The sequence below is a fragment of the Variovorax sp. PBS-H4 genome (assembly GCF_901827205.1).
GTDB lineage: Bacteria > Pseudomonadota > Gammaproteobacteria > Burkholderiales > Burkholderiaceae_C > Variovorax.
Map to the genome: position 1 here is coordinate 5,439,806 of NZ_LR594675.1, position 25,529 is coordinate 5,465,334.

At 69.9% G+C, this 25,529-nt stretch carries 28 protein-coding genes and 1 pseudogene; 12 read left to right on the forward strand and 17 right to left on the reverse strand.

What is annotated here, in order from left to right:
* Positions 1-708 (reverse strand): NIPSNAP family protein, encoded by a 708-nt coding sequence (locus E5CHR_RS26000; protein ID WP_162582505.1) that lies wholly within the window; start codon positions 706-708, stop codon positions 1-3.
* 86 nt (positions 709-794) lie between these two features.
* Between E5CHR_RS26000 and E5CHR_RS26005 the strand changes: the two genes are divergently transcribed.
* From E5CHR_RS26005 to E5CHR_RS26035, 7 genes are all read left to right on the forward strand, one after another.
* The gene (locus E5CHR_RS26005) at positions 795-1,745 is read left to right on the forward strand and encodes a quinone oxidoreductase family protein (RefSeq protein ID WP_162582507.1); all 951 of its coding nucleotides are present in this window, start codon (positions 795-797) and stop codon (positions 1,743-1,745) included.
* Between the two features lie 13 nt (positions 1,746-1,758).
* Positions 1,759-2,364 (forward strand): NAD(P)H:quinone oxidoreductase, encoded by a 606-nt coding sequence (gene wrbA / locus E5CHR_RS26010; protein WP_162582509.1) that lies wholly within the window; start codon positions 1,759-1,761, stop codon positions 2,362-2,364.
* 39 nt (positions 2,365-2,403) lie between these two features.
* Entirely contained in the window at positions 2,404-3,246 is an 843-nt protein-coding gene (locus E5CHR_RS26015; protein ID WP_162582511.1) for an IclR family transcriptional regulator, read from the forward strand.
* Between the two features lie 140 nt (positions 3,247-3,386).
* The gene (locus E5CHR_RS26020) at positions 3,387-4,241 is read left to right on the forward strand and encodes a response regulator transcription factor (protein ID WP_162582513.1); all 855 of its coding nucleotides are present in this window, start codon (positions 3,387-3,389) and stop codon (positions 4,239-4,241) included.
* Positions 4,242-4,354: 113 nt separating this feature from the next.
* Positions 4,355-4,927: a hemerythrin domain-containing protein gene (locus E5CHR_RS26025; RefSeq protein ID WP_162582515.1), complete on the forward strand. Its 573-nt coding sequence runs from the start codon at positions 4,355-4,357 to the stop codon at positions 4,925-4,927.
* Positions 4,924-6,699 (forward strand): FAD-dependent monooxygenase, encoded by a 1,776-nt coding sequence (locus tag E5CHR_RS26030; RefSeq protein WP_162582517.1) that lies wholly within the window; start codon positions 4,924-4,926, stop codon positions 6,697-6,699. The genes E5CHR_RS26025 and E5CHR_RS26030 overlap by 4 nt, the downstream gene beginning before the upstream one ends.
* A gap of 17 nt (positions 6,700-6,716) precedes the next feature.
* Entirely contained in the window at positions 6,717-7,691 is a 975-nt protein-coding gene (locus E5CHR_RS26035; protein ID WP_162582519.1) for a Bug family tripartite tricarboxylate transporter substrate binding protein, read from the forward strand.
* Between the two features lie 136 nt (positions 7,692-7,827).
* Here the strand turns inward: E5CHR_RS26035 and E5CHR_RS26040 are convergent, their stop codons facing one another.
* Genes E5CHR_RS26040 through E5CHR_RS26055 form a run of 4 tightly spaced genes read right to left on the reverse strand, consistent with a single transcriptional unit; the run spans position 7,828 to position 11,110 of the window.
* On the reverse strand, positions 7,828-8,544 hold the full coding sequence (locus E5CHR_RS26040; protein ID WP_162582521.1) for an ABC transporter ATP-binding protein: 717 nt from the start codon (positions 8,542-8,544) through the stop codon (positions 7,828-7,830).
* A 3-nt stretch (positions 8,545-8,547) separates the two neighbouring features.
* The gene (locus E5CHR_RS26045; RefSeq protein ID WP_162582523.1) at positions 8,548-9,306 is read right to left on the reverse strand and encodes an ABC transporter ATP-binding protein; all 759 of its coding nucleotides are present in this window, start codon (positions 9,304-9,306) and stop codon (positions 8,548-8,550) included.
* On the reverse strand, positions 9,303-10,226 hold the full coding sequence (locus E5CHR_RS26050) for a branched-chain amino acid ABC transporter permease (RefSeq protein ID WP_162582525.1): 924 nt from the start codon (positions 10,224-10,226) through the stop codon (positions 9,303-9,305). Before E5CHR_RS26050 ends, E5CHR_RS26045 begins: the two co-directional genes overlap by 4 nt.
* Positions 10,223-11,110, reverse strand: coding sequence for a branched-chain amino acid ABC transporter permease (locus tag E5CHR_RS26055; protein ID WP_232062195.1), 888 nt, complete (start codon positions 11,108-11,110; stop codon positions 10,223-10,225). The genes E5CHR_RS26050 and E5CHR_RS26055 overlap by 4 nt, the downstream gene beginning before the upstream one ends.
* 185 nt (positions 11,111-11,295) lie before the next feature.
* Here E5CHR_RS26055 and E5CHR_RS26060 point away from each other — a divergent pair, with 185 nt between their 5' ends.
* The 3 genes from E5CHR_RS26060 to E5CHR_RS26070 all read left to right on the forward strand — a co-directional run bounded on the left by E5CHR_RS26060 (position 11,296) and on the right by E5CHR_RS26070 (position 14,245).
* The gene (locus E5CHR_RS26060) at positions 11,296-11,751 is read left to right on the forward strand and encodes a nuclear transport factor 2 family protein (RefSeq protein WP_162582530.1); all 456 of its coding nucleotides are present in this window, start codon (positions 11,296-11,298) and stop codon (positions 11,749-11,751) included.
* A 66-nt stretch (positions 11,752-11,817) separates the two neighbouring features.
* Positions 11,818-13,038, forward strand: a complete 1,221-nt coding sequence (locus E5CHR_RS26065; protein WP_162582532.1) for a cytochrome P450 — start codon at positions 11,818-11,820, stop codon at positions 13,036-13,038.
* Between the two features lie 70 nt (positions 13,039-13,108).
* On the forward strand, positions 13,109-14,245 hold the full coding sequence (locus E5CHR_RS26070) for an ABC transporter substrate-binding protein (protein WP_162582534.1): 1,137 nt from the start codon (positions 13,109-13,111) through the stop codon (positions 14,243-14,245).
* A 46-nt stretch (positions 14,246-14,291) separates the two neighbouring features.
* Here the strand turns inward: E5CHR_RS26070 and E5CHR_RS26075 are convergent, their stop codons facing one another.
* The 12 genes and pseudogenes from E5CHR_RS26075 to E5CHR_RS26130 form a co-directional block, all read right to left on the reverse strand.
* Positions 14,292-15,101 carry an SDR family NAD(P)-dependent oxidoreductase gene (locus E5CHR_RS26075; protein ID WP_162582536.1) on the reverse strand — a complete coding sequence of 270 codons (810 nt, stop codon included), beginning with the start codon at positions 15,099-15,101 and terminating at the stop codon, positions 14,292-14,294.
* Positions 15,098-16,342 (reverse strand): cytochrome P450, encoded by a 1,245-nt coding sequence (locus E5CHR_RS26080; RefSeq protein WP_162582538.1) that lies wholly within the window; start codon positions 16,340-16,342, stop codon positions 15,098-15,100. Before E5CHR_RS26080 ends, E5CHR_RS26075 begins: the two co-directional genes overlap by 4 nt.
* 21 nt (positions 16,343-16,363) lie before the next feature.
* The gene (locus E5CHR_RS26085) at positions 16,364-16,822 is read right to left on the reverse strand and encodes an SDR family oxidoreductase (RefSeq protein WP_443083098.1); all 459 of its coding nucleotides are present in this window, start codon (positions 16,820-16,822) and stop codon (positions 16,364-16,366) included.
* A pseudogene (locus E5CHR_RS32160) lies at positions 16,738-17,136 on the reverse strand (SDR family NAD(P)-dependent oxidoreductase); the annotation flags it as partial. The pseudogene E5CHR_RS32160 and the gene E5CHR_RS26085, both read right to left, overlap by 85 nt.
* Before the next feature lie 18 nt (positions 17,137-17,154).
* Positions 17,155-17,943, reverse strand: a complete 789-nt coding sequence (locus tag E5CHR_RS26095; RefSeq protein WP_162582540.1) for an SDR family NAD(P)-dependent oxidoreductase — start codon at positions 17,941-17,943, stop codon at positions 17,155-17,157.
* Positions 17,940-18,407, reverse strand: coding sequence for a DUF3237 domain-containing protein (locus E5CHR_RS26100; RefSeq protein WP_162582542.1), 468 nt, complete (start codon positions 18,405-18,407; stop codon positions 17,940-17,942). The genes E5CHR_RS26095 and E5CHR_RS26100 overlap by 4 nt, the downstream gene beginning before the upstream one ends.
* A complete protein-coding gene (locus tag E5CHR_RS26105) occupies positions 18,404-19,048 on the reverse strand; it encodes a VOC family protein (protein ID WP_232062196.1) in 645 nt (214 codons plus the stop codon). Before E5CHR_RS26105 ends, E5CHR_RS26100 begins: the two co-directional genes overlap by 4 nt.
* A gap of 22 nt (positions 19,049-19,070) precedes the next feature.
* Positions 19,071-19,394, reverse strand: a complete 324-nt coding sequence (locus tag E5CHR_RS26110) for a 2Fe-2S iron-sulfur cluster-binding protein (protein ID WP_162582544.1) — start codon at positions 19,392-19,394, stop codon at positions 19,071-19,073.
* 32 nt (positions 19,395-19,426) lie between these two features.
* Positions 19,427-20,464, reverse strand: coding sequence for a branched-chain amino acid ABC transporter permease (locus tag E5CHR_RS26115; protein ID WP_232062197.1), 1,038 nt, complete (start codon positions 20,462-20,464; stop codon positions 19,427-19,429).
* A 2-nt stretch (positions 20,465-20,466) separates the two neighbouring features.
* Positions 20,467-21,339 carry a branched-chain amino acid ABC transporter permease gene (locus E5CHR_RS26120; RefSeq protein WP_162582546.1) on the reverse strand — a complete coding sequence of 291 codons (873 nt, stop codon included), beginning with the start codon at positions 21,337-21,339 and terminating at the stop codon, positions 20,467-20,469.
* Positions 21,340-21,352: 13 nt separating this feature from the next.
* Positions 21,353-22,066, reverse strand: a complete 714-nt coding sequence (locus tag E5CHR_RS26125) for an ABC transporter ATP-binding protein (protein ID WP_162582548.1) — start codon at positions 22,064-22,066, stop codon at positions 21,353-21,355.
* Positions 22,066-22,848: an ABC transporter ATP-binding protein gene (locus E5CHR_RS26130; protein ID WP_162582550.1), complete on the reverse strand. Its 783-nt coding sequence runs from the start codon at positions 22,846-22,848 to the stop codon at positions 22,066-22,068. The genes E5CHR_RS26125 and E5CHR_RS26130 overlap by 1 nt, the downstream gene beginning before the upstream one ends.
* Before the next feature lie 135 nt (positions 22,849-22,983).
* On the opposite strand from E5CHR_RS26130, the gene E5CHR_RS26135 reads away from it, so the two are divergent.
* A complete protein-coding gene (locus tag E5CHR_RS26135; protein ID WP_162582552.1) occupies positions 22,984-24,690 on the forward strand; it encodes an FAD-binding protein in 1,707 nt (568 codons plus the stop codon).
* Positions 24,690-25,520, forward strand: coding sequence for an SDR family NAD(P)-dependent oxidoreductase (locus E5CHR_RS26140; RefSeq protein WP_197893876.1), 831 nt, complete (start codon positions 24,690-24,692; stop codon positions 25,518-25,520). Before E5CHR_RS26135 ends, E5CHR_RS26140 begins: the two co-directional genes overlap by 1 nt.
* Positions 25,521-25,529: the final 9 nt, after the last annotated feature.

The window sequence follows — 25,529 nt, forward strand, 5'->3', positions numbered from 1 at the left end:
TCATGCAGGTCGAGCGCCGCGCCCCAGTCCCGCGCGGATCGTCATGCCCGGCGCCGGGTCGAGCAGGTTCACTTCGGCGCGCTGGAACAGTGCGGTCCCATGCTTCTTGCGTTGCTCGGCGAAGGCCGCGCGCAGCGTCTCGTTGCGGTCCAGCGACTGCCGCCCCGCGTGCCACGCCGCGGCATCCGGCCAGGCGTAGAGCAGCACGACCTTCTGCATGCCGGCGCCCGAGGCCATGTCCCACACGGCGAGCACGCGCGCGCCCGCCTCGCGCACCAGCGGGAGCCAGGTCTCCTGCAGGAACACGTTGGCGTTGGCGTTCTGCCCGGGCGCGATCTGCTGCTGCACCAGTTCGTGCAGGCCGCCCACCGGCGCCGGATCGGCGTCCATGGCCCAGGCCGCGTTGGGCTTCATGAAGAACAGGTCGTGCCGCTCCACCATCTCGTGCCCGGCATTGGTCTCGGCGCGGATGCGCCACCATTCGGCGTCCGCGTAGAAGCTGGCCCACACCGCCTCGCGGTGCGCGTAGTCGCGGTAGGCCATCAGGTAGACGAAGCGCGGCGCGTCAGGGCCGGCGACGGCGTTCCAGCGCGCGACGCAATCGACGCCATGCCGAGCGAACAGCGCCGGGAAGTGCTCGTTGAAGCGGGTGTGCACGTCGGCCATGCGGCCCGGCGCGACGGAGTAGAGGCGCAGCTCGTGGATCATGGACTTCAGCTTAGCCGCGCGGCGACGGCTGTCTGTCCCGTCGGAGGGGGGCATACCGCGGCGGGGGCGCTGCCTATTCTTGCCGGATGAAAGCCATCATCTCCACGGCTGAAGGGGCGCTCCTGGCGGACGTGCCGGTGCCGCAACCCAAGGCCAATGAAATCCTCGTCCGCGTGAAAGCGGCCAGCCTGAACCGTGCCGACCTCGCCGGGCTCGCAGCCAGGGACGGCAAGGTCATCGGCATGGAATGGGCGGGCGAAGTGGTGGAGGCGGGGGCGCAGTCCGGCGGCTGGAAGCCGGGCGACCGCGTGATGTGCACCGGCGCGGGCGCCTATGCCGAATACGCCGTCACCGACGGGGGCCGCGCCTGCAGGATCCCGGACAGCAGCCTGCCCTACGAGGAAGCGAGCATCCTCGTGCTGGCGCTGCAGGCCATGCACGATGCCATCGTCACCCACGGAGCGCTCGAGCGCGGGCAGGACGTGCTGATCCACGGCGCCAGTTCCGGCGTCGGCCTGATGGGGCTGCAGATCGCGCGGCTGCTCGGCGCCGGCAAGGTGATCGGCACCTCCACCCACGCAGCGCGCCGCGCGCGGCTGGCCGAGTTCGGCGCCGACCTGGCGCTCGACCCGGGCCAGCCCGATTGGCACCAGCGCGTGCTGGAGGCGACCGGCGGCAAGGGCGTGGAAGTCGTGGTCGACCAGGTCACCGGCAAGCAGTTCGCGCAGACGATGCAGACGGCCGCCGTGGGCGGGCGCATCGTCAACCTCGGGCGCCTCGGCGGCGCCGGCGGCGAGTTCGACTTTCAACTGCACGCACTGCGCCGCATCAGCTACATCGGCGTTACCTTCCGCTCGCGCTCGATCGACGAGGTGCGCACGCTGAACGCGAAGATGCTGGCCGACCTCGGCGGCGCCATCGCCGAGCGCCGGCTCACGCTGCCGGTCGACAGCCGATTCCCGCTGGCTGAAGCCGGCGCCGCGCTGGAGCGCATGGGCGCCAACCAGCACTTCGGAAAAATCGTCCTCACCGTCTAGGCAAAGAAAAAGCATGCCCAACGTCGCCATCGTCTACTACAGCAGCACCGGCCATACCTGGCAGATCGCCCGCGCCATCGAAGAAGGGGCGCGCGCCGCCGGCGCCCAGACGCGCCTGCGCAAGGTCCGCGAGCTGGCCGACGCCGACACCGTCGCCGCCAAGCCGGCCTGGAAGGACCACCTGGAGGCCACGCGCGACGTGCCCGAAGCCACGCTGGACGACCTGGCGTGGGCCGACGGCTTCGTCTTCGGCACGCCCACGCGCTTCGGCCTGCCGGCGGCGCAGCTGAAGCAGTTCATCGACACGCTGGGCCCGCTGTGGTCGCAAGGCAAGCTGCAGGACAAGGCCGCCGCCGCATTCACCGGCGCCGGCAACGTGCATGGCGGCCAGGAGTCCACGCTGCTGGCCTTGCACAACGTTTTCTATCACTGGGGTTCGATCATCGTGCCCGTGGGCTACACCGACAAACTCCTCTACGCGGCGGGCGGCAACCCCTACGGCGTGAGCTTCACCGACGGCCGCGGCAAGGGCTTGCCGGAAGAGAAGCTGGCTGCCGCGCGCTTCCAGGGCCAGCGCGTTTCGCGCTTCGCTTCTCTCCTCGCCGCGGCCCGCGCCTGAGGCCATGCCAGCCTGCATGCCCATGCTAGGCTGACGCGGATGACCCTGTCCACACCCACGACTGAAGACCTGCCCGGCAACGGCAGCGCCGCGGGCGACGAGGACGCCGGCGGCGTGCAGGCCGTCGACACCGCGGTGCGCGTGCTGTCGGCGCTGATCGACAGCGGCGCCCCGCTGATGCTGAAGACCGTGGCGGAGCGCGCCGAAATGCAGCCGCCCAAGGCCCATCGCTACCTGGTGAGCTTCTGCCGCGGCGGCCTGGCCGAACGCGACGCCGCGAGCGGCGGCTACCGGCTGGGTCCGCTGGCCGTTCGGCTGGGGCTGGCGGCGCTGCGGCGGTTGAACGTCGTGCAGGTGGCATCGCCCACGCTGGGCGAACTGCGCGACGAACTCGGCTTCACCGCGGGCCTGGCCGTCTGGGGCGCGGCCGGCCCGACCTTCGTGCGCTTCGAGGAAACGAACGACGCGCTGATCATCAGCGGCCGGCCCGGCTCCGTCATGCCGATGCTCACTTCATCCACCGGGCGGGTGTTCGGCGCGTACCTGCCCGCGTCGGTGACCGCCGCCCTCATCCAGCGGGAAATGGCGGGCTTCCAGCACCCCGGCGCCACACCCAGCCAGGCCGCCCTCAAGATGACCCAGGCGGACGTGGACGCGCTGTTCGAGAGGGTGCGCCGGCATAAGCTCGCGCGGATCGAGGGCGACCTCAATCCCGGCCTGCATGGCGTCTCGGCACCGATCTTCGACCACACCGGCGCGATCGCCGGCGTGATCACCGTGATGGGCTCGGCAGGCCTCATCGACACCCGTCTGGATGGCCGCATCGCCACCACGCTGATGGCGCGCGCGGAGGAGGTTTCGCGCCGCATGGGCTGGGCCTGAACGGCTGCATGACCGGGTTTCCCCTCAAACAGTCGAGATTTCGAACAGCGTAATCTGATTACGTATCTTGTAATCTGCCGAGGAACGTAGAAGTCCGCGGCCTCCAGCGCACAGCGCATGCCAGTACCAGGAGACAACCCATGATGACGTTGATGGTTCAGGACCGGCCCGCCGCCGGTCACGGCTTCGAGACCTCCGCCGCCCTCGCCCGCCTGGTCGACGGCATGGGCAACGACCGCTTCGGCCCGGCGCTGGCGAGCTACCTGCATTCGTTGTGCGGCGCGGATCACTTCGCGGCCTTCCGCCTCGGGCGGGACGAGCTGCGCGAAGTGGCGGCCTGCTGCGTGCAGCCGGAGCACACCGCCCGTGACCGCGTCGAGAGCTACGTCAAGCAGGGCCTGTGGAAGCACGACCCGGCGATGACGGAGGCGCAGCGCTGTGTCGAAGGAGCCGGGGCGGCGATCATCCACGTCGACTTCAGCGACCACGGCTACGACGACCTGCGCCCGCGCGTGTATCCGCACGTGCGCGACCGCATCCTGCTGTGCGGCCGCAGTGCCAATGGCGCCTTCGGCCTGAGCGTGCTGCGCGCAGACTCGCACACGCCGTTTGCCCACGACGCCATCGAGAAGCTGGGCCTGGCAGCCGATCTGCTGGTGGCCATGCTGGCCAAGCACGCCGACGTTTGCCAGAGCCGCCCGAACGTGGCGCAGGCCCTGACCTCGCTGCCCGAGATCGAGAACTGCATCGTGGCCACCAGCCCCCTGCCGCGGCGCGAGGCCGAGGTCTGCGCCCGCATCCTCCACGGCCTGTCCTCGGTGGGCATTGCGCTGGACCTGGCCGTGAGCGAGGAAACCGTCAAGACCTACCGCAAGCGCGCCTACCAGCGCCTGGTCATCGGCAGCGAGCGCGAGCTGCTGACGTGGTACCTGGCCCATTGGAGCCGCTGGAGCGCCGAGCGCTTCCAGGCCGCAGCCTCCACCGCGCTGCACTGAGCTTGGCGCATCCACGGCCGGCGCCCGGCCGTCGGCGTCCCCCGGAGCGGGACTGACCCGGAAGCGCGGCCGTGCGTCAATGTGGGTATGCCAACGTGCCGCCGAAGCCATCCATGCAGCCGCCTGCGATCCAGCTGATCGTCGAGGACCACCAGGCGCTCGCCACGGTGCTGCGCGCGCTCTGCGCCGCTGTGGAGCGCGCCGGCCGGTCCGGCCGCGCACCCGACTTCGGCGACCTGCGCGCGATGCTGTTCTACCTGGACGAGATGCCGGCGCGCGTGCACCACGCCAGCGAGAGCGAGCTGCTGTTCCCGCGCATCCGCGAGCGCTGCCCCGCGCTGCGCCCGGTGCTGGACCGCCTGGAAGCCGAACACGAGCGCGGCGAATCCGCCGTGCGCGAGCTGGGGCACGCCCTGACCGCCTGGGAGGTGATGGGCGAGGTCCACCGCGAATCCTTCGAGCTGCTGCTGAAAACGCACGCCGACACCTACCTCGGCCACATGGAGGTCGAGGAAAGCTACGTGCTGCCGGTAGCGGTGGACTTCCTGTCGCCTGCCGACTGGCGCGAGCTCGCCGAGGCACTCGAGCACCAGCGCGGCGAGCTCGGCGCATCGATGGCGCAAAGCCACCGCGCACTGTTCACGCGCATCACGACCCACCCCTGCCCACGGAAAGAGCAACCTTGAAAGAAATCGAAGTCCCCGTCCTGATCGTGGGCGGCGGCGGCTGCGGCCTCGCCTCCTCGCTGTTCCTGTCGCGCCAGGGCATCCGCAGCCTGCTGGTCGAGCGCCATCCCGCACCCGGCCGCCTGCCCAAGGCACGCTACGTCAGCCAGCGCACGATGGAGCTGCTGCGGCAGTTCGATGTCGCCGACCGCGTCTACGAGCGCTCGATGCCGCTCAAGCACATCTCGCACATCCGCTGGTGCACCACGCTCGCCGGCGACGGCGAGCTCGACCGGCGCACCTTCTACCGCATCGAGTCCTTCGGCGGCGGTTCGCTGGCGCAGCACTACGCCAGGGACAGCCCCTGCGAGTCGACGCTGTTCCCGCAGGTGCGCATGGAGCCGCTGCTGCGCGAGATCGCTTCGGCGCAAGACCAGGCGCAGGTGCTCTACAACCACCCGCTGCAGTCCTTCGAGCAGGATGAAGACGGCGTCACGGCGATCGTGCGCGACCGCGCCACCGAGCAGGACATCCGCGTGCGCGCCAGGTACCTGGTCGGCGCCGACGGCGGCAAGGCCGTGGGGCCCGCGGTCGGCGCCGTGATGACCGGCGCCACGGACCTGGCGCACATGGTCACCGTGTACTTCCGCGCCGACCTGTCGCAGTACTGGGACGACGACTACGCGATGACGACCTGGTTCGTGAACCCCGAAGGGGGGTCGTGGGCCAGCGGCGTGCTGGGGCAGCTCGGCCCCACCAAGTTCGGCCGGCACTCCGAGGAGTGGATGTTCCACTTCAGCTTCCGCCCCGACGATCCCTCGCGCTTCGAGGAGGCGTCGCTCCTGCCGCGCATGCGCGAGCTGCTGAAGATCCCCGACCTGGCGCCGGACATCATCGGCATCGGCCACTGGACGGTCGAAGGCGTGCTGGTCGATCGCTACCGCTGGGGCCGCGTGCTGCTGGCCGGCGATGCCGCGCACCGCCACCCGCCCACCACCGGCCTCGGCCTGAACTCCGCGATCCAGGACGCGCACAACCTGGCATGGAAGCTCGCCGCGGTGCTGAAGGGCCACGCCCACGACAGCCTGCTCGACAGCTACGAGGCCGAGCGCCGGCCGGTGGCGGCCGCCAACATCCAGTGGGCGCTGATGACCTTCCAGAACCACCAGCTGACCGACGCCGGGATCGGGCTGGTCCGTGGCAACGCCGAGCTGAGCCAGGCCAACTTCCGCCGCTACTTCGCCGACAACCAGGAAGGCCGCACGCGCCGCGCGCGGCTCGCGCAGATCATGGACGTGCAGCGCATGGAATGGCAGGCGCACGACATCGAGCTCGGCTACCACTACGACATCGGCGCGGTAATGCCCGACGGCACGCCGGCCCCGGAGCGCGACCCGCTGGGCCAGAGCTACGTGCCGACCACGCGGCCGGGGCATCGCCTGCCGCATGCGTGGCTCGAGCGTGATGGCCGGAGGCTTTCCACGCTCGACCTGGTCAAGCCGGACCGCTTCGTGCTGCTCACCGGCCGCGAGGCTTCGGGCTGGGCCGAGGCCGCGGTGGCCGTGGCGCGCAGCAGCGGCGTCCCGATCGAAGTGATCGAGATCTCGGACGCCTCCGCGGTGCGCGATGCGGACCGCAACTGGCGCCACCTGCGCGGCGTGTCCGCCGACGGCGCGGTGCTCGTGCGGCCCGACCAGCACGTGGGCTGGCGCTCGATGGGGCGCAGCGACAAGGCGCAGGCCACACTCGCTGCCGCGCTGACCCGGATCCTTCAACGAGACATCACGGTATGAGCAAGGAGACATTCACCATGCTTCGACGCACCCTCCTCTCCCTGGCCGCCGCCGCCACGCTGGCGCCCGCGGCCTTCGCCCAGCCGGCCTGGCCGAGCCAGCCGATCCGGCTGATCGTCCCCTACCCGGCCGGCGGCGGCACCGACTTCTTCGCGCGCCTGGTCGCACCCGGCATGGGCGAGACGCTGGGCCAGCCGGTCATCGTCGAGAACCGCCCCGGCGCCTCCGGCATCATCGGCGCCACCGCCGTGGCCAAGCAGCTGCCGGCCGACGGCCACACCTTCCTGCTCGGCGACATGACGACCTACGCCGTCAACCCCAGCATGTTCGAGAAGCTCAGCTACGACCCGCTGAAGGACCTGGCGCCCGTGACCATGACCGCCAAGTTCGACTTCCTGCTGGTAGTCAACCCCAACGTGCTGCCGGTGCACAACGTGCAGGAACTGATCGCGCTGGCGGCGCGCACCCCGGCCGGGCTGAGCTATGCCTCGCCCAGCGTGGGCACCACCCATCACCTCGCGACCGAGTTGCTCGCCCGCCAGACCGGCATGAACCTCGTGGCCATCACGTACAAGGGCGGCGGCCCGGCGGTGCAGGACCTGCTGGGCGGCCAGGTGGGCATGATGTTCCTCGACCGCGCCTCGGCCCGGCCGCACATCGAGTCCGGCAAGCTGCGCCCCATCGCCGCCGCCGGCTCGAAGCGCATCGCGGCCTACCCCGACGTGCCCACGGTGGCCGAGCAGGGCATCAAGGGCTTCGACGTGGAAGGCTGGCAGGGCTTCACCGTTCGCGCAGGCACCCCCGAGCCGGTGATCCGCGCGCTCAATGCTGCCTACCTGAAGGCGATCGCGCCGGCCGAAGTGAAGCGCAAGCTCAACGAAGCCGGCATCGATCCGGTCGGCGGTACGCCCGAGCAGTTCACCAGCTACATCCAGGCCGAGACGGCGAAGTGGCGCGGGGTCGTGCGCGAGCGGAACATCAAGGCGGAGTAGGCGCTAGCCGGCATTGCGGCGCCGCGGCCAACTGCCAGGTGCGGCACTTCATCAACACAGCCCAAGGCAGCCCGCGCCGCATGCCGGGCGTACTTCCAATGACGTCTCCTTCACGCCTCCCCATGCAGAATGCCCGTCACGCAACCAGCCCCGCACGGCCGAAGTAGTGGTCGGCGATCACCGGGTCGTTCGCCAGGTCCGATGCCACGCCCTGGTGCACGATGCGGCCCTGCTCCAGCACCGCTGCACGATGGGCCGTCTGCAGCGCGAGGCGCGCGTTCTGCTCCACCAGCAGGATCGTCATGCCTTCGCGGTTGAGCTGCACCAGCGCGCGGAACACGTCCTTGATGATCACGGGCGCAAGGCCGAGGCTGGGCTCGTCCAGCATCAGCACCTTGGGGCGGCCCATCAATGCACGGCCGATCGCCAGCATCTGCTGCTGGCCGCCGGACAGCGACCCCGACAGCTGCTTGCGCCGGTCCTTCAGCACCGGGAACAGCGCGTGCACGCGATCGAGGTCGGCCGTGTCGCTGCCGCGCACGCCCGCCGCCTGGCGGCCCAGTTCGAGGTTCTCGGCCACCGACAGCGGCGCGATCACGCGCCGGCCCTCGGGCACCTGGATGATCCCGGCACGTGAGCGCAGGTGGGCCGCGCGGCGGCCGAGCGGCTCGCCCTCGAACAGGATCTCGCCGTGCGACGGCACGATGCCCGACAGCGCGTTGACCAGGCTCGACTTGCCGGCCCCGTTGGGGCCGATCAGCGCGAAGATCTCGCCCTTCTTCACCGCCAGGTCCACCCCGCGCAGCGCCTGGATGCCGCGGTAGTGCACGTCGAGATTGCGGATGTCCAGCATGCGTCAGGCTCCCAGGTACGCTTCGACGACCTTCGGGTCGCGGCCCACCGCCTCCGGCAGGCCTTCGGCGATCAGCCGGCCCGAGGCCAGCACATAAAGATGCGAGCACAAGGACATGACGAAGCGCATGTTGTGCTCGATCAGCAGCACGGCGACGCCGCTGGCCGCCACGTTGCGGAAGATACCGGCCAGGCTCTCGGCCTCGGCGTCGTTCATGCCGGCCACGGGCTCGTCGAGCAGCAGCAGCTTCGGCTCGGTCGCCAGCGCCCGCATCATCTCGATGCGGCGCTGGTGCCCGTAGGAGAGGCCTCCGGCGCGGTGCTCGGCGAGCGCCGCCATGCCGAAGCGCTCCAACAGCGCCATCGCCTGCTCGTTCATCCTTTTCGCCTCGGCGCGCGCGGACGGCAGGCCCAGCAGGTTGGCCCAGAGGCCGGCCTTTTCGTGTCGGTGGAAGCCGGCCACCACGTTCTCCAGCACGCTGGCGTCGGGCACCAGGCGGATGTTCTGGAAGGTGCGGGCCACGCCGGCACGCGCCAGCTCGGGCGCTTCCTCGCGCGAGACGTCCCTGCCGTCCAGCAGCACCTTGCCCGCGCTGAGGTGCAGCAGCCCGGTGATCAGGTTCACCACCGTGGTCTTGCCGGCGCCGTTCGGCCCGATCAGGCCGGTGATCTGCCCGGCCGGGACCTGCAGGCTCACCTTGTCGACGGCCGGCACGCCGCCGAAATGGCGCGCCACATCCTGGAGGACCAGCGTCGCGGTCATGGGTGCGCTCCGATCGAAGTCGCGACGGCACTGCCAGACGCGGCCGATGGGGTTGCGGTTGCGCCGCCTGCGGCGCGCCGCAGCCGGCGGTCGCGCAGCATCGCGATCACGGTATCGGCCACGCCGCGCGGCAGGTACACGATCACCAGCATCAGCAGGATGCCCTGCACCACGTTGCGGTAGTCGGCGAACACGCGGAACAGTTCGGGCAGCGTGGTCAGGATGGCGGCGCCCACCAGCGCGCCCCACACGGTGGTGCGGCCGCCCAGCACCACCATCGCCAGCGCCGCCACCAGCATGCCGAAGCCGAACTCGCCGGGCGTGATGGCATAGCTGCTGGTGGCCTGCAGCGCGCCCCCCAGGCCGGCCAGCAGCCCGGACAGGATGAACGCGATGCGGTGGTAGTGCGGCACCGAGATGCCCAGCGACACCGCCACGGTCTCGTCTTCGCGGATCACGTCCATCGCCCGGCCCACGCTGTAGCGGCCCATGGCGACCAGCCCCAGCACCACGACCACCACCACCGCCAGCAGCACGCCGGTGCCCGCCACCTTGGGAATGCCGTTGACGCCCAGCGCGCCGTTGGTGACGCTGGCCCAGTTCTGCGTGACCGACAGCACGATCTGCACCAGCGCCAGCGTGGCCACGGCCTGGAACACACCGCGAAGCCGCGACAAGGGGAACGCCAGCAAGGCGCTGGCCAGGGTGCCCAGCAGGGTGCCGGCGACGATCGCCGCGGACGGCGGCCAGGCGGCCTTGGTGATCAGCAAGGCGCAGCCGTAGGCACCCAGCGAGGCGAAGCCCGCGGTGCCCAGCGAGAACACGCCGGCGCGCAGCACCACGTACTGGCTCATCGCCAGCAACGCGTAGACCAGGATGTGGTCGAACAGCGACTGGTAGGTGTAGAAGAAATTCATCATGCGCGTTGGATCCGCATCGCGGCCGAGGGATGCCCGAACAGGCCGGTGGGCCTGACCAGGATGACGATGAACAGGGCGATGAACACGATGGCTTCGGCCACCCCCGAAGAGACGTAGGCCACCGCGAGGGTCTGCACGATCCCGATGGCCAGCCCCGCGACCAGCGCGCCCGGGATGCTGCCCAGCCCGCCCAGGATGATGATCACGAAGGCGCGCAGCAGCAGCGGCTCGCCCATCGCGAAGTGCACCGAGTTGAAGACCAGGCCGATCAGCACGCCCGCCATGCCGGCCAGCGCGCCCGAGATCAGGAACACCTGCATGTTGACCGGCCCCGGGTTGATGCCCAGCAGGCGCGAGGTCTGCTCCGAGTAGGCGACGCAGCGGATGCGCTGGCCGAAGGTGGTGCGGTACAGGTACCAGACCAGGCCGAACACGATCGCCACCACCAGGCCGACGATCACCACCTGCAGCAGCTGGATGCGCAGCCCGAACACGGTGTAGACCACCACCGGAAAGGCATCGAAGGGGAAGCGCATGACCGCGGTGTTGGACACCTTCTGCGCGATCGCCAGGAGGACGAGGTCGGCCCCTATCGAGGAGACGATGGCCGAGAACTCCGGCGCGTTGCGCCGGCGCAGCGGCCGGAAGGCGAACACGTCCAGCGCCACCGACACCAGCCCGCCCGCCAGCATGCCGATCAGCAGCGCCACGTAGATCGGCGCGTCCAGCAGGGTGACGGCGTACAGGCCGGCGAAGGCGCCCCACATGAACACCGAGCCGTGCGCCATGTTCATGATGTGGTTCACCCCGAAGAGCAGTGTGAACCCGAGCGCGAACAGGGCGTAGACACTGCCGACGACCACGCCGTTGAGAAGTTGTTGCATCAGCATGCCGGCAGGATAGGAACGCGGGTGCCCGGTGTATGTCCCCTTGGGGTGGTACGGACGTGCGTGGAGGCCCCGCGCCGGCTTGCGGGTCCCCTGCCATGGGGACAGACGGCGCCGCGGCACATCCTGACACTGCAGGCATGGCGCCGCCCGCCGAGGCGCGCGAAGACCGAGGAACACCCATGCGCTTCCCCCACCTGCCTGTCGAAGACGAGCTCGAGATCCGTTCGGTCTTCGCCCGCTACGGCCATCTCGCCGATGCCGGCGACCCCAACTTCGCCCAGCTGTTCACGGAGGACGCGAGCTGGACGCGCGCCAATTCGCCGCCGGCCACGCAAGGCGGCAGCGGACTGCCCCCTGAGACCATCCGGGGGCGCGACAAGCTGCTGAGCCTGATGGACGAGGTCATGAAGAAGAAATTCAAGCAGCGCATGCACCACCAGATGACCGACTTCTACGTCGTGCCGGGCGCCAACGCGGACGACGCCATGGGCCATGCCCGGGCGCTGATCACCGACTGGCGCGACGGACCCGGCAAGATCGCCATGTTCGGCAAGTACGACGTGCGCTTCCGCCGCACCGACATGGGCTGGCGCATCAGCGACATGACGGTTCGCGTGCTGCCGAGCGGGGACTGAAGTCATGAGACGCCTCGCCGCTCCCAAGTCGATTAGCACCGCAGCGCATGGCGCGGAGGTTTTCCAATGACTGCCCTCCTCGCCCCCGACGCGCCGGTCCTCGACGAGGACCCGTTCTCCGACGAGAACATCGCCAACCCGTACCCCTTGTTCGAGCGCATGCGCGAACTCGGGCCCGCGGTCTTCATCGCGCCGCACGGCTACTACGCGGTGGGGCGCCACGAGGAGGCCGGGATCGTCGCCAGCGACTACGCGCGCTTCTCCGTCGAGGGCGGCGTCGGCATGAGCGACATCCGCAAGCCGGGCGCCTGGCGCGCCCGCAGCCCGATCTCCGAGATCGACCCTCCGGAGCACACGCGGGTGCGGGCCGCGCTGCAGAAGATCCTGTCTCCGCTGGTCGTCAAGGCCTGGAAGGAGCAGTTCGCCCGGCATGCCGAGGAAGTGGCCGACCAGGTGGTGGCCAAGGGCAGCGTCGACGGGGTGGCCGACATCGCAGAGGCCTACGTGCTCCACGTCTTCCCCTCGGTGCTGGGCGTCGACGTGCCGCCCGAGCGCATCAAGCTGACGGGAGAACTCAACTTCAACCAGCTCGGCCCGAACAACGTGCGCATGGCCCGCGCGCTGGAACGCGCCGCGCCGATCATGGACTGGTACCAGCAGGTGCTGCAGCGCGAACAGATGCTGCCGGGCGGCTTCGGCGAGAAGATCTACCAGGCCGAGGACGCCGGCGACTTCGACAAGGGAACCGCGCCCTTCCACGTGCGCAGCTTCTTCCGCGCCGGGGTGGACACGACGATCGCCGGCATCGGCTCGACGCTGAAGCTGCTCTCGGAGCACCCGGACCAGCTGGCCCGGGTGAAGGCGAACCCCGCTCTCCTCAAGGGCGCCTTCGAAGAGGCGCTGCGGATGGAATCGCCCGCGCAGGTGATGTTCCGCACCACCACCGGCGAGGTGGAACTGGGCGGCGTGCGGCTGCGCGCCGACACCAAGGTCGGCTACCACATGGGCGCTGCCAACCGCGACCCGCGCCAGTGGCAGGACCCCGACCGCTTCGACGTGACGCGCCAGACGGCCGGCGTGCACCGCGCCTTCGGCGTGGGCGCGCACGTCTGCATCGGGCAGATGATCTCCCGGCTCGAGGCCGAATGCATCCTCGGCGCGGTGCTGCGCCGCGTCGAGCGCATCGAGCCCGCGGGCCCGGCGCGCTGGCGCCCCGTGAACACGCTGCGCACGCTGGACGCGCTTCCTCTGACGCTGGTTCGCGCCGAGGGCGCGGCCGTCCCCTGAGATGGGGACAGACGCCCCGGATACGGCCACACACACTGCCGAGCACCTTTCAAGCACAACAGGAGACACCATGAAGATGCACATGCAGCGCAGAACCGCAGTGGCCGGCGCGATCCTTCTCGCCACCGCCGGCCTGGCCTTCGGGCAAGGCAAGGAGATCCCCGTCGGCGTGTTCAACGCCATGACCGGCACCTACGCCTTCGGCGGCGTGCCGATCCAGAACGGCATGAAGCAGGCGCTGGAAGAGGCCAATGCCGAGGGCCTGCCCGGCGGCAACAAGTTCAAGGTGTTCGAAGGCGACACCGCCGGCGACAAGGGCCAGACCATCAACCTGGTCAACCAGTTCGTGAAGCGCGACAACGTGATGCTGATCCTGGGCCCGACCATCAGCGGCGAAGCACTGGCCGGCGCACCCGTCGCCAACGACCTGAAGGTTCCGATCCTGGCCATCGGCAGCTCGCCCGCCATCATCGCCACCGGGCCGTGGGCCTTCAAGATCCAGGCCACGCCGGTGGACATCATGGGCTACCTGGGCAAGCTGGCGGTGGAGAAGCTCGGCGTCAATCGCATCGTCCTGCTGCACGACCAGAGCAACGACGGCTACGTCGGGCAGAAGACCGCGCTGGCCGACTACCTGACCAAGGCGGGCACGAAGATCGTCGCCGACGAGAAGTTCGTTTCCTCCGAATCCAACTTCCTGGCGCTCGCGACCAAGATCGCCGCCACGCCGACCGACGCCATCTTCATCGCGGCGCCGGCCGAAGTGACGGCCAACCTGATCCTGCAGATCCGCCAGGCCGGGCTGGATTCCAAGGTCAAGTTCATCGGCCCCTCGACGCTGGGCTCGCTCGGCTTCGTCAAGGCCGGCGGCAAGGCGGTGGAAGGGACCTACGTGGTCTCCGACTACTCGCCCAACAGTCCGTCGCCGATGAACCAGGCTTTCGTCAAGGGGTACCAGGCCAGGTACAAGGCCGTGCCGGACAACTGGGCCGGCATGGGCTACGCGCTCGGCCAGGTGGCGGTGCAGGCAGTGAAGAACGCCGGCCCGAACCCGGACCGGACGAAGATCCGCGACGAGCTCGCGAAACTGAACAAGGTGCCCATGGTGCTGGGCAATGGAACGTGGAGCGTGGACGCCGGGCGCAACCCGAGCTATGGCGGGGTGCTGCTGCAGGTGAAGGGCGGCAACTTCGTCGCCCTTCAGTGAGCGCGTCGCCGTTCGTCGAGAGCGGCGATTCGTTCGCGAAGCAAGCTCAGGCGGTCATGCCGCCATCGACGTTGTAGACCCCGCCCGTGATGAAGCTCGCCTGCGGGCCGAGCAGCCAGAACGCCAGGTTGGCCACTTCGTCCGCGGTGGCCGCGCGGTGCAGGGGCTGGTTCAGGAAGTGCTGCTTCAACGCCGCCTCCGCCTGCTCCTCGGTCCGCCCATCGACGCGGAAGGTGCTGCGCAGCAGGGGCGTGTCGATCGGCCCCGGGCAGATCGCGTTGATGCGGATGCCGTGCGGCGCGAATTCCAGCGCCGCCTGCTGCGTCATGCGGATCACCGCGGCCTTCGACGCACCGTAGACGCCCAGCCCGGCCTCGGCCCGGCTGCTGCGCTGGCCGGACACCGACGCGGTGTTGACGATCGTGCCGCCGCCCTGCTGCGCCCGCATCACCTTGCCCACCGCCTGCATCCCCAGCAGCACGCCGCGCACGTTGACCGCGAAGATCCGGTCGAAGTCGGCCATGCGGAAGTCCATCAGCGAAGACTGCGGGCCGACGATGGCGGCGTTGTTGTGGAACAGGTCGATGCGGCCCCAGCGCGCCACCACGGCGTCGGCATAGCGTTGCACGTCGGATTCCAGCGCCACGTCGGCCTGCAGCGCCAGCACGCGGCCGGCGTCCAGCCCGTCCAGCGCCCGCGCCAGCGACGAGGCATCGCGGTCCACCACCGCCACCCTGGCGCCCGCAGCCAGCAGCTGCCGCGCCAGGGCCAGGCCGACGCCGCTGGCGCCGCCGGTGACCACGGCCACCTTGTCCTCGAACACACGGGCGTGTCCGGGCGACGGGGCGGCGCTCATCGCAGCGTCACCCGCAGCGCATCGGATGCGCGGAACACGAAGGTGTGCAGGTGCGTCGCCGTGTCCGGCTGCACCAGGCGCATCTTCGGGAAGCGCCTGGCGAACGCCTCGAACACGATCTTCATCTCCAGGCGCGCGAGCGGCGCGCCCAGGCAGAAGTGAACGCCGTTGCCGAAGGTCAGCTGCTTGCGCGCGTTGGCACGCCGGATGTCGAACGTGTGCGGTTCGGGGAACACGTCCTCGTCGCGATTCGCGGAGGCCAAGGACAGCATGATCGGCGCGCCCTTGGGAATCGTCACGCCTCGGAACGTCACGTCTTCCAGCGCGATGCGGCGCCAGCCGATCACCGCCCCCGCATAGCGCATGCCCTCCTCCACGGTGTTCGCGGCCAACGACGGATCGGCGCACAGCGCCTCCCACTGGCTGCGGTTCTCCAGCAGCGAGCGGAAGGTGTTGGTCAGCTGGTTGGTGGTGGTCTCGTGGCCGGCGAAGGCGACGCCGAAGGTGTGCGTGATGATTTCGGGAATGCTGATCACACTGTCGTCGCCGTTGCGGATGGCCAGCATCCGGCTGGTGAAGTCGTCGCCGGGGTTCTTCTGCCGGTCCTCCACCAGCGCCGCGCAGTACTGCCAGAACGCCGCCATGTTGCGCGCGCCCTCCAGCTGCTGGTCGTGCGTTGCGGGGCTGAAGTCGATCACGCTGCGCGCGCCGGCCCATTTCTTGACGCTGGGGACGTCCTCGTCCGGGATGCCCATCAGCTTGAACACCACGTGGGCCGGCAGCTCGTAATTGACCTCGGCCAGCAGGTCGATCTCGTCCTTGCCGTCGATGCGGTCCATCGCCTCGCCCACCAGCTGGCGGATGTGCGGCTCGAGCTTGACGAACTCGCGCAGGTTGAGCGTCTGGCTGGTCACGCCGCGGATGCGCTTGTGCACCGCGCCGCCCAGGCTGGAGTGGCTGCCGGTCTGGTTGAGGAAGCCGCCTTCGCGCAGGATGGCTTCGGCGTCGGGAGGCATCGGCGTCACCGGCCGCGTCGTGTTTTGCGAAGAGAAGCGCTCCCCGTCGTGGAGCACCGCGTACACGTCGCTGTGCCTGGTGAGCACCCAATAGCCGATCTCCTCGCACCAGAACACCGGCTCCGCGCGGCGCTGCACTTCGAATGCGGCGTGCAGCTCGGGGGTGTAGTACGGCCTGAAATCCTTGCTGCCGGCCTGGAAGGGACAAACTGCGGTCGTGTTCATTCGTGGCTCTCCTGTTCCTGTTCAGCGCATCAGCATGCCGCCGTTGACGTCGAGGGTGGCGCCGGTCACGAAGCCGGCGCCGGGCGACACCAGGTACGACACCGCAGCCGCGATCTCCTCCGGCAGGCCGATGCGCCCCAGCGGCACGGCCGCCGTGCCCAGGTACTTCTCGCCGCCGCTGTCGGCGGGCACCGTCTGGTGCAGCATCGGCGTGTCGATCGGGCCCGGCGCGATGGTGTTGACCGTGATGCCCAGCGAGGCTGCCTCGCGCGCCACCACCTTCGACAAGGCCAGCACCGCGCCCTTCGACGCGCTGTAGGCGGCGCCGCTCTGCTGCTCTGCATGCCGCCCATCTGCCCGGCGAGCGAGGCGACGGTGACGATGCGGCCATGCTCGACGGTGCACCCGGCACAGCGGCGCAGCATCTCGCGCACGCACAGGAAGGTGCCGCCGGCGTTCACGCGCATCACGCCTTCCCACTCCTCCAGCGTGATGTCCACCGTGGGCAGCCGGCCCGGCGCCGGCTGGGTGCTGAGGATGCCGGCGAAGCACACCAGCGCGCTGGTGCGGCCCAGCTTCCTTTCCACCGTGTCGAACGCGGCGCGGACGCTGCCTTCATCGGCCACGTTGCAGGCCAGGCCGATGTGGCCGCTGCCGGGCAGCGTGGCGGCTGCGCGTTCGGCGGCCTCCGCGCGCAGGTCGGCCACGGCAAGGGTCAGGCCGTCTTCGGCCAGCTTGCGGGCGCTGGCCAGCCCCAGCCCGCCCGCGGCACCGGTGACGAGTGCAATGCGCATTGGAAAATCTCCTGGAATTCAGCGGTCCGGGTGGGCGTCTGCCCAGCACTGCACCAGCGGCTCGCTGATGTAGGCGCTGGTACTCTGCCCGCCGTCCACCGCCAGCACCTGGCCGGTGACGTAGCCGGCGTCGTCGCTGCACAGGAAGGCGGCGGCACCGGCGATCTCTTCGGGCGTGCCGGGCCGCCCCATCGGCGTGGTGCCGACGATGGTGGCCTGGAAGCGCGCCGTGTTCAACCGCCCCGCGGTCTGCGGCGTCGCGATGATGCCGGGCGCGATGGCGTTGACGCGAATGCCCTGGTCGGCATAGTCGGCGGCCAGGTTGCGGGTCAGGCCGATCACGCCGGCCTTGGCCATCGAATACACGGCCTGCCTGCGGTAGCCGACGACGCCGAGCGTGGACGCGATGTTCAACACCACGCCCTTCGACGCGAGCAGCGCGGGGAAGGCGGCACGGGTGATCATGAAGGTCGCCTTCTGGTTGATGTCGGCGAACTTCCGGTAGTCGGCGTCGGTGGTTTCGTGGAAGGGCGGGCAGTTGCCCAGCCCGGCGTTGTTGACCAGCACGCGAATGCCGCCGAAGTGGCGCAGGCACTCGTCGACGATGGCCTGCGGCGCTTCGTCGCCGGTGACGTCGGCGACGAAGGTGCGCATCGTTTCCGACCGCGGCAGCGCCGCCAGCCCCTCGGCGTTGATGTCGACCGCCAGCACCCGGGCGCCCTCCTCGTGCAGCCGCAGCGCGATGGCGCGGCCGATGCCCGAGGCCGCGGCGGTGACGATGGCCGCGCGGCCGGCAAGGCGCTTCATGCCACTTCCCAGATGTCGTACCGGGGCCCGTTGGGCTCGCGGGTGCCGGTGCCGATGGCGATCTTGTCGTTCAGCCACAGGAGCCGGGGCGCGGCCGTTTCGAACTGCACGGCCACGCGGAAGTAGTCGGTACCGCGCGGGATGGGCTCGCGGTTGACGATCTTCTTCATGATCTCCGGCGTCGGCCCGTTGCGGCGGCCGCTGTAGGTCATGTAGATCCGCTCACCGGCATCGGTCTCGAGCACCAGGCGCACGTCCAGGTGCAGGCCGCCATCGGGGCGCTCCAGCACCACGTCGGCACCGCCCGGCAGCACCCGCCCGCGCAGGCGCTCGCCTTCGAACTCGCCGCCGCCGACGCACATCACGCGGCGCGTGTAGCCCTGCGGCACGGCACCCACCAGCTGGGGTGGCGCGTCGACCTCGGCCTTGATGGTGAACAGGGGGCGCAGCTCGACCGGGGTCATGCCGACTCTTTGGCTTCGTAGCGCTTGCGCACGTCGTGGATCAGCTCGAGCAGCGCCTTCGGCACGTCGCGGCCCTCGGCCCTGGCCTTCTGCTTGCAGTCTTCCCACAGCTTCAGGTCGGCATAGCCTTTCTCGGTGTGGCGGTTCCACTCCTTGTCCAGCGGCGTGGTGATCTCCAGGCGGATGCCGGCCGGATCATGGAAGTAGATCGACAGGATCAGGCCCTTGTGGTCGGTCGGCCCGACCACCTCCACGCCCTGCGAGGTGAGCCACTCGTGCCAGCGCAGCACCTCGGCGCGGTCCTTCGCCTGCAGCGCGATGTGGTTGAAGATGTCGTAGGCCGGGTGGCTGGACTTCGACGGCCCGGGCACGCCGGGGGCCTCGAAGAAGGCCAGCGTGGAGCCGTCGCCCATGCGGAAGAAGATGTGGAAGTACGGGATCGCGTCGCCGGTGGACGGCACGCTGTCGTCGAGCACCGTGCTGGCCAGCTCCATGCCCATGATGCGGGTGTAGAAGTCGGTCGTGGCGGCCGCGTCCGGGGTGACCCAGGCCGCGTGGTTCAGCATCATCGGCGTGAGGCCGGGGTTCGGGGTCAGCGCGGCCTTGGGCTTGGCCCCGGTGTGAGTGGCAGTGGCTTGCATGGGCAATCTCCAGGTGGGGTACTTACAGTTGTGGATCGGCGATGCGCACGGCGATGCCGTCGAGCGCATCGGTCATGACGATCTGGCAGCACAGCCGGCTGCCCGCTTCGCGCGGCGCGGCGGTGTAGTCCAGCATCTGCTGCTCGGTGTCGACCGGCGGCGGCAGCAGCGAGATGAATGCGTCGTCCACGATCACGTGGCAGGTGGCGCAGCTCATCACGCCGCCGCAATCGCCGACGATGCCGTTCAGGTCGTTGGCCGTCGCGGCCAGCATCAGGTTCTGGCCGTTGGCGACCTCGACCTCGGCGCGTTCGCCGTTGGAATGGATGTAGATGACTCGGGGCATGGCTGTGACTTTCGTTGAGAGGCGCTGCGCCGTCAGTCCCCTCGCCGGGGACGTTGGCCGCGGGTGCGCAGGCGGCGCAGGCCCTCGCGCACCAGGCCGACGAAGCCCTGCGGCATCAGGAACATGCACAGGATCAGGAAGCCGGCAAAGATGGCCGAGGGCGCGGATTTCGAGATCTGGTCGGCCACGTTGGGGATGAACTGGATGAAGGCAGCGCCCACCAGCGCCCCCGCGATCGTTCCGAGCCCGCCGACCACGGCACCCACGAGGAAGAAGATCGAGACGAACATGCCGAAGCTGTCCGGCGCGACGAAGGCCGTCGCGATCGCGCCCAGCGAGCCGGCCACGCCGGTGTAGAGCGCGCTGACGCCGAAGGTCATCGCCTTGACGTAGGGCACGTTGATGCCCATCGCGGACGCGGCGATCGGCTGCTCGCGGATCGCGATGGTGGCCCGCCCCAGCCGGCCGCGCAGCAGGTTCCAGGCGCACACGAACAGGAAAGCCGCGATCGCCAGCACCACCAGGTAGAGCCACTGGTCGGCCGACAGCGCGAGCCCGAAGGGCGCCTCCGGCTTCAGCAGGGTGATGCCCTGCACGCCGCCGGTCCAGGGCTCCAGGGCCTTGTGCTTGAGCAGCTGTGGCGTGGCCAGCGCGAGCGCGAAGGTGGCGAGCGCCAGGTAGTGGCCCTTGAGCCGCAGCGCCGGCCAGCCGAACAGGAAGCCGAAGACGAAGCAGACGACGGCTGACACCGGCAGCGTGGCCCACCAGGCGAAGCCGGCATGCTCCATCAGCACCGCGGTCACGTAGGCGCCCAGCGCATAGAGCGCGCCGTGGCCCAGCGACAGCTGGCCGTTGTAGCCCACCAGCATGTTCAGGCCCAGCACGCCGATCGCGGTGATCAGCGTCATGGTGACGAGGAAGATGCGGTAGTCCGACAGCACGAAGGGCACGGCCAGGGCTGCCAGCGCCAATGCGCCGAGAGCGGCCAGCCGCAACGACGGCCCCGCGCTGCCGGCGGCCGGCGCGGCTTTCAAGGCCATGGGTTCGGGGGCAACGGGCAATGTCGACATGCTCAGACCCTCGCCACCAGCTTGCGGCCGAAGATGCCGGAAGGCCGGATCAGCAGCACGCCGACGATCAGCACCAGGGCCAGCGAGAGCTTGAGCTCGGTGCCGACCACGTAGGTGCCCGCCAGGTTCTCGATCACGCCGACGATCAGGCCGCCGGCCACCGCGCCCCAGGGGTTGTCGATGCCGCCCAGCAGGGCCGCGGCGAAGGCATAGATCAGCACGCCGCCCATCATGTTGGGCTCCAGGAAGACCACCGGCGCCACCATCAGCCCCGCGACGGCGCCGATGAGGGCCGACAGGCCCCAGCCCAGCGAAAGCATAAGCGACACCGGGATGCCGGCCAGGCGCGAGGACACCGGGTTCTCCGCCGAGGCGCGCATCGCGAGGCCCACCTTGGTGAAGCGAAGGAACGCGAAGAGCAGCCCCATGACCACGAGGACCACGGCGACGGTGCCCAGCTCGTGGCCGGAGATCAGCGTGGTGCCGCCGGGCACCTTGTCAGGGAACGGGCTGGGAAAGGGTTCCAGCTGGTGGCCGAAGATCCAGCCGGCCAGCGAGTTGATGCCGACGAACAGGCCGATGAAGACCACGATCACCGACAGCTCGGGCACGTCGCCCAGCGGCCGCAGCACGAGGCGTTCGATGGCGAAGCCGGCCACGAAGCCGAAGGCCAGCGTGCCGAGCGCGGCAGCCCAGTAAGGCAGGCCCCACTTGAGCAGCAGGAAGGCAACGAAGGTGGAGAACATCGCCATCTCGCCCTGCGCGAAATTGATGTGGTGGGTGGACTGGTAGATCATCACCAGCGCCAGCCCCAGGCAGGCGTAGATGCCGCCCATGGCGATGCCCGAGGCGAGCTGTTGCAGCAGGCTGTACATGGATCTTTCCTGATCAGAAACCGAGGTAGGAGCGGCGGATCTGCGCGTCGTCGCGCAGCGCCTCGGCGGTGCCGGACATCACGGTGCTGCCGGTTTCCAGCAGCCAGGCGTGGTCGGCCAGGTCGAGCGCCCGGGCCACGTTCTGCTCCACCAGCAGGATGCTCACGCCCTCCTGCTTGTTGATCATGCGCATGATGTCGAAGATCTCGCGGATGATCAGCGGCGCCAGGCCGAACGAGGGCTCGTCCATCAGCAGCAGCTTCGGCCGCTGCATCAGGGCCCGGCTGATGGCGAGCATCTGCTGCTCGCCGCCGGAGAGCGTGCCGGCTTGCTGCCGGCGGCGCTCGCGCAGGCGCGGGAAGTAGCCGAACATGCGTTCCATGCTCTGCGCCACCTCCTGCTTGCTGCGGCGCAGGTAGCCGCCGACGAGCAGGTTCTCCTCCACCGTCATGTTGACCAGCGTGCCGCGGCCGTCGGGCACGTGGGCGATGCCGAGCACGGCGATCTTCTCGGTGGTGTAGCCGTCGATGCGCTGGCCCGCGAAGCGGATCTCGCCGGTGCGCCGCACCAGGCCGCTGAGCGCGCGCAGGGTGCTGGTCTTGCCGGCGCCGTTCGCGCCGAGGATGGTGGAAATGCCGCCTTCGGCCACCTCGAAGCCGATGCCCTTGAGCACGCGGGTGGGGCCGTAGAAGGCTTCGACGTTCTTCGCTTCCAGCAGGGCGGCCATCAGGCGGTCTCCGTTCCGAGGTAGGCGCGCACCACCTCCGGGTCCGCCTGCACTTGCGCGGGCGGGCCGTCGGCGATCTTGCGGCCGAAGTTCATTGCCACCACCTGGTCGGACACGCGCATCACCAGGTTGAGGTGATGCTCCACCAGGAGCACGGTGACCTGGAAGCGGTCGCGCACCTCCAGGATCAGCTGGCGCAGCCCGTCGACTTCCTCGTGGTTCAGGCCGGCAGCCGGCTCGTCCAGCAGCAGCAGCTTCGGCTCGGCCACCAGCGCGCGTGCCATCTCCACCCGCTTGCGGGTGCCGAAGGACAGGTGCTTGACCGGCGTCTCGGCCACCTCGCCGAGGTCCAGCAGGGCCAGCAGGCGGTCGGTGCTTTCGCGCACCCCCGCCTCCTCACGCCGCACCGCGGGGAGGCGGAACGCGTTGGCCAGGTAGCCGGTGCCGGTGCGGCAGTGGCGGCCGACCATCACGTTCTCGCGCACCGTCATGGCCGGGAACAGCGCCACGTTCTGGAAGGTCCTGCCGATGCCGGCGGCGGCGATCGCATGCTGCGGCTTCGCCAGCAGGTCGGCGCCGTCAAAGGTGATCGTGCCGGTCGCGGGCGTGTACAGGCGGCTCAGGCAATTGAAGAGCGTCGTCTTGCCGGCGCCGTTGGGACCGATCACGCCGCAGATGTCGCCGCGCCGCACGCCGAACGAAATGCCGTCGAGCGCGACGATGCCGCCGAAGCGGACCGAGAGGTCGCTCACGCACAGCAGGGCATTGGAGATGGAAGGCATGGGAAGAGTATTCGTCCCCGGGACGGGACCGTCTGTCCCCTGCCGGTGGTACCGCGCGCCGTGTCCCTTGCCATGGGGACAGACGCCCGGGGGAGGCGCTGTCACATTGGGCGCCTTACGCAAAAAGGCATTCCCATGATCGAAACCGACGTCGTGGTCATCGGCAGCGGCGCCGCTGGCCTCACGGCCGCCATCACCGCACGCCAACTCGGCCTCGAGGCGCTGGTGGCGGAAAAGACCGGCCTGTTCGGCGGCACCACCGCCTATTCCGGCGGCGCGCCCTGGATTCCCTGCAACCACGTGATGAAGCAGATCGGCCTGGACGACAGCCGCGCAGCGGCCGAGACCTACCTGCACGCCGTGCTGGGCGAGGCCTTCGACGAGGACCTGGTCGCGAGCTACCTCGACAACGCCGCGGCCATGCTGGAATTCATGGAGCGCCATTCGGAGGTGCGCTTCAAGCCCTTCCCGCTGCCCGACTACGAGAGCGATCTGCCCGGCGCCGCGCGCTGCCGCTCGCTGCTGACGCCGGAGTTCGACGGCCGCCTGCTCGGCGACCGGCTGGCCGACCTGCGCACGCCGCTGCCGCAGCTGATGCTGTTCGGCAGCATGCAGGTCGAGGGTGCCGACATCCATCCGATGCGCCATGCGCTGAAGACCTGGGCCGGCTTCAGGCACACCGCCAAGGTGATGCGCCGCTTCGTCGCCGACAAGCTGCGGCACGGCCGCGGCACCCGGCTCGTGAACGGCAACGCGCTGGCGGCGCGGCTCTTCTACTCGGCGATCCGGGCCGGCGTGACGCTGTGGAAGAACACCCCCGCACTGGAGCTGCTGGTCGAGGACGGCGCCGTGCGCGGCGTCGTGGTGCAGCGCGACGGCGAGCGCATCACCGTCAAGGCGCGCCGCGGCGTCCTGCTGGCGACCGGCGGCTACGGCGCCAACGAGAAGATGCGCGCCGCATACATCCCGTTCGCCGAGCATCACCACTCGCTGCAGCCCGAAGGCAATGTGGGCGACGGCATCCGGCTGGGCCTGGCGGCCGGCGCGGTGCACGACCCGGCGCACGCGGGCGACTGCATCTGGACGCCGGTGTCGCTGCTGCGCAAGCCGGACGGCAGCGTCGTCAAGTACCCGCACATCTTCATCGACCGCGCCATGCCGGGATGCATTGCGGTGGGCCCGGACGGCCGCCGCTTCGTCAACGAGGGCACGTCGTACCAGACCTTCGTGGGCACCATGCACCGGCGCGGCATCACCCAGGCGCACCTGATCGCCAACCGCGATTTCGTGCGCACCTACGGCATGGGCCTGGCGCGGCCGCAACCTTTCAACCCGCAGCCCTTCGTCGACGCCGGCCATCTTGTGGAGGCCGCGACGCTGGCGGAACTGGCGAAGAAGATCGGCGTCGACGCGGCCCAGCTGGAGGCGACGGTGCAGCGCTTCGACGAAGCGGCGCGGCGCGGCGAAGACCCGGAGTTCGGCAAGGGCGCGGATGCGCACTCGCGGTTCCGCGGCGACCAGACGCATCAACCGAATCCCGGCGTGGGCCCGGTGGGCAGCGGCCCGTACTACGCCGTCGCGCTCTACCCCGGCGACCTGAGCACGGTGGGCGGGCTCGACACCGATGGCCGCGCCCAGGTGCTCAGCGCGCAGCGGCAGCCCATTGCCGGCCTCTACGCCGCGGGGCTGGACATGAACTCGATGATGCGCGGCCGCTACCCCGGCGGCGGCAGCAGCATCGGCCCGGCCATGACCTTCGGCTACATCGCGGCCCGCCAGATGGCCCAGGGTCGCGTCCCGGCCGGCCCGATTGGCCGGAAGCAATTCGCGGAGGCGGCGTGATGGACTACGGACTGCGGGGCCGAGTGATCTTCATCACCGGCGGCGGCAGCGGCATCGGCCGCGCGATCGGCATCGAGGCCGCGCGCGGCGGCGCGAAGGTAGCGGTGGCCGATGCGGTGGCCGAACGGGCCGAACAGGTCGCCAGCGAATTGCGCGAACTGGGCGCCGAGGCGGCGGCAGAGACGCTGGACGTGCGCGATGCCGCGGCGTGCGAGGCGGCTGTCGCCCGTGTCGAGCGGACGCTCGGTGCCATCGAGGGCATGGTGGCCTGCGCCGGCATCTCGCCGCCTTCGGCCGCCGACGCGATGCCCGACGAGATCTGGACCCGCTGCCTGGACGTGAACCTCACCGGCATGTTCCGCTCGGTGCAGCCGGTGGGCAAGCGCATGGTGGAGCGCAAGCGCGGCGCGATCGTGGCCATCGCCTCGATCGACGGTCTGGGCGGCCACGCGGGACGCGCGCACTACAGCGCCTCCAAGCACGGCGTGATCGGCCTGACCCGCGCGCTGGCCATCGAATGGGGCCGCTTCGGCGTGCGCGTCAACGCAGTCGCGCCCGGCGTCGTCGACACGCCGCTGGTGCAGGCCAACATTCCGCCGGACCACCTGCGCTACGCGATGGTGGACCGCAACCCGCTGGGCCGCCTCTGCCGTGCCGACGAGCAGGCGGGTCCCACCCTCTTCCTGCTGTCGGACGCCGCCAGCTACGTGACCGGCTCGGTCATGACCGTGGACGGCGGCAGCTCCGCCGGCTTCTTCACGCGATGGAACGGCGCCGACCTGGGATCGCGCGCGCTGCTGGAATCCGGCGCCTACGGTGAGCCCGGATAGCGCTTTCTC

Excerpts from the sequence above, each read along its gene's own strand:
- E5CHR_RS26100 (WP_162582542.1), bottom strand. The coding sequence starts at position 18,407 with ATGACCCCGGTCGAGCTGCGCCCCCTGTTCACCATCAAGGCCGAGGTC.
- E5CHR_RS26015 (WP_162582511.1), top strand. The coding sequence starts at position 2,404 with ATGACCCTGTCCACACCCACGACTGAAGACCTGCCCGGCAACGGCAGC.
- E5CHR_RS26035 (WP_162582519.1), top strand. The coding sequence starts at position 6,717 with ATGCTTCGACGCACCCTCCTCTCCCTGGCCGCCGCCGCCACGCTGGCG.
- E5CHR_RS26070 (WP_162582534.1), top strand. The coding sequence starts at position 13,109 with ATGAAGATGCACATGCAGCGCAGAACCGCAGTGGCCGGCGCGATCCTT.
- E5CHR_RS26045 (WP_162582523.1), bottom strand. The coding sequence starts at position 9,306 with ATGACCGCGACGCTGGTCCTCCAGGATGTGGCGCGCCATTTCGGCGGC.
- E5CHR_RS26025 (WP_162582515.1), top strand. The coding sequence starts at position 4,355 with ATGCAGCCGCCTGCGATCCAGCTGATCGTCGAGGACCACCAGGCGCTC.
- E5CHR_RS26040 (WP_162582521.1), bottom strand. The coding sequence starts at position 8,544 with ATGCTGGACATCCGCAATCTCGACGTGCACTACCGCGGCATCCAGGCG.
- E5CHR_RS26130 (WP_162582550.1), bottom strand. The coding sequence starts at position 22,848 with ATGCCTTCCATCTCCAATGCCCTGCTGTGCGTGAGCGACCTCTCGGTC.
- E5CHR_RS26020 (WP_162582513.1), top strand. The coding sequence starts at position 3,387 with ATGATGACGTTGATGGTTCAGGACCGGCCCGCCGCCGGTCACGGCTTC.
- E5CHR_RS26095 (WP_162582540.1), bottom strand. The coding sequence starts at position 17,943 with ATGAAGCGCCTTGCCGGCCGCGCGGCCATCGTCACCGCCGCGGCCTCG.
- E5CHR_RS26065 (WP_162582532.1), top strand. The coding sequence starts at position 11,818 with ATGACTGCCCTCCTCGCCCCCGACGCGCCGGTCCTCGACGAGGACCCG.
- E5CHR_RS26055 (WP_232062195.1), bottom strand. The coding sequence starts at position 11,110 with ATGCAACAACTTCTCAACGGCGTGGTCGTCGGCAGTGTCTACGCCCTG.
- E5CHR_RS26050 (WP_162582525.1), bottom strand. The coding sequence starts at position 10,226 with ATGATGAATTTCTTCTACACCTACCAGTCGCTGTTCGACCACATCCTG.
- E5CHR_RS26110 (WP_162582544.1), bottom strand. The coding sequence starts at position 19,394 with ATGCCCCGAGTCATCTACATCCATTCCAACGGCGAACGCGCCGAGGTC.
- E5CHR_RS26115 (WP_232062197.1), bottom strand. The coding sequence starts at position 20,464 with ATGTCGACATTGCCCGTTGCCCCCGAACCCATGGCCTTGAAAGCCGCG.
- E5CHR_RS26140 (WP_197893876.1), top strand. The coding sequence starts at position 24,690 with ATGGACTACGGACTGCGGGGCCGAGTGATCTTCATCACCGGCGGCGGC.
- E5CHR_RS26080 (WP_162582538.1), bottom strand. The coding sequence starts at position 16,342 with ATGAACACGACCGCAGTTTGTCCCTTCCAGGCCGGCAGCAAGGATTTC.
- E5CHR_RS26060 (WP_162582530.1), top strand. The coding sequence starts at position 11,296 with ATGCGCTTCCCCCACCTGCCTGTCGAAGACGAGCTCGAGATCCGTTCG.
- E5CHR_RS26000 (WP_162582505.1), bottom strand. The coding sequence starts at position 708 with ATGATCCACGAGCTGCGCCTCTACTCCGTCGCGCCGGGCCGCATGGCC.
- E5CHR_RS26075 (WP_162582536.1), bottom strand. The coding sequence starts at position 15,101 with ATGAGCGCCGCCCCGTCGCCCGGACACGCCCGTGTGTTCGAGGACAAG.
- E5CHR_RS26135 (WP_162582552.1), top strand. The coding sequence starts at position 22,984 with ATGATCGAAACCGACGTCGTGGTCATCGGCAGCGGCGCCGCTGGCCTC.
- E5CHR_RS26125 (WP_162582548.1), bottom strand. The coding sequence starts at position 22,066 with ATGGCCGCCCTGCTGGAAGCGAAGAACGTCGAAGCCTTCTACGGCCCC.
- E5CHR_RS26105 (WP_232062196.1), bottom strand. The coding sequence starts at position 19,048 with ATGCAAGCCACTGCCACTCACACCGGGGCCAAGCCCAAGGCCGCGCTG.
- wrbA (WP_162582509.1), top strand. The coding sequence starts at position 1,759 with ATGCCCAACGTCGCCATCGTCTACTACAGCAGCACCGGCCATACCTGG.
- E5CHR_RS26005 (WP_162582507.1), top strand. The coding sequence starts at position 795 with ATGAAAGCCATCATCTCCACGGCTGAAGGGGCGCTCCTGGCGGACGTG.
- E5CHR_RS26120 (WP_162582546.1), bottom strand. The coding sequence starts at position 21,339 with ATGTACAGCCTGCTGCAACAGCTCGCCTCGGGCATCGCCATGGGCGGC.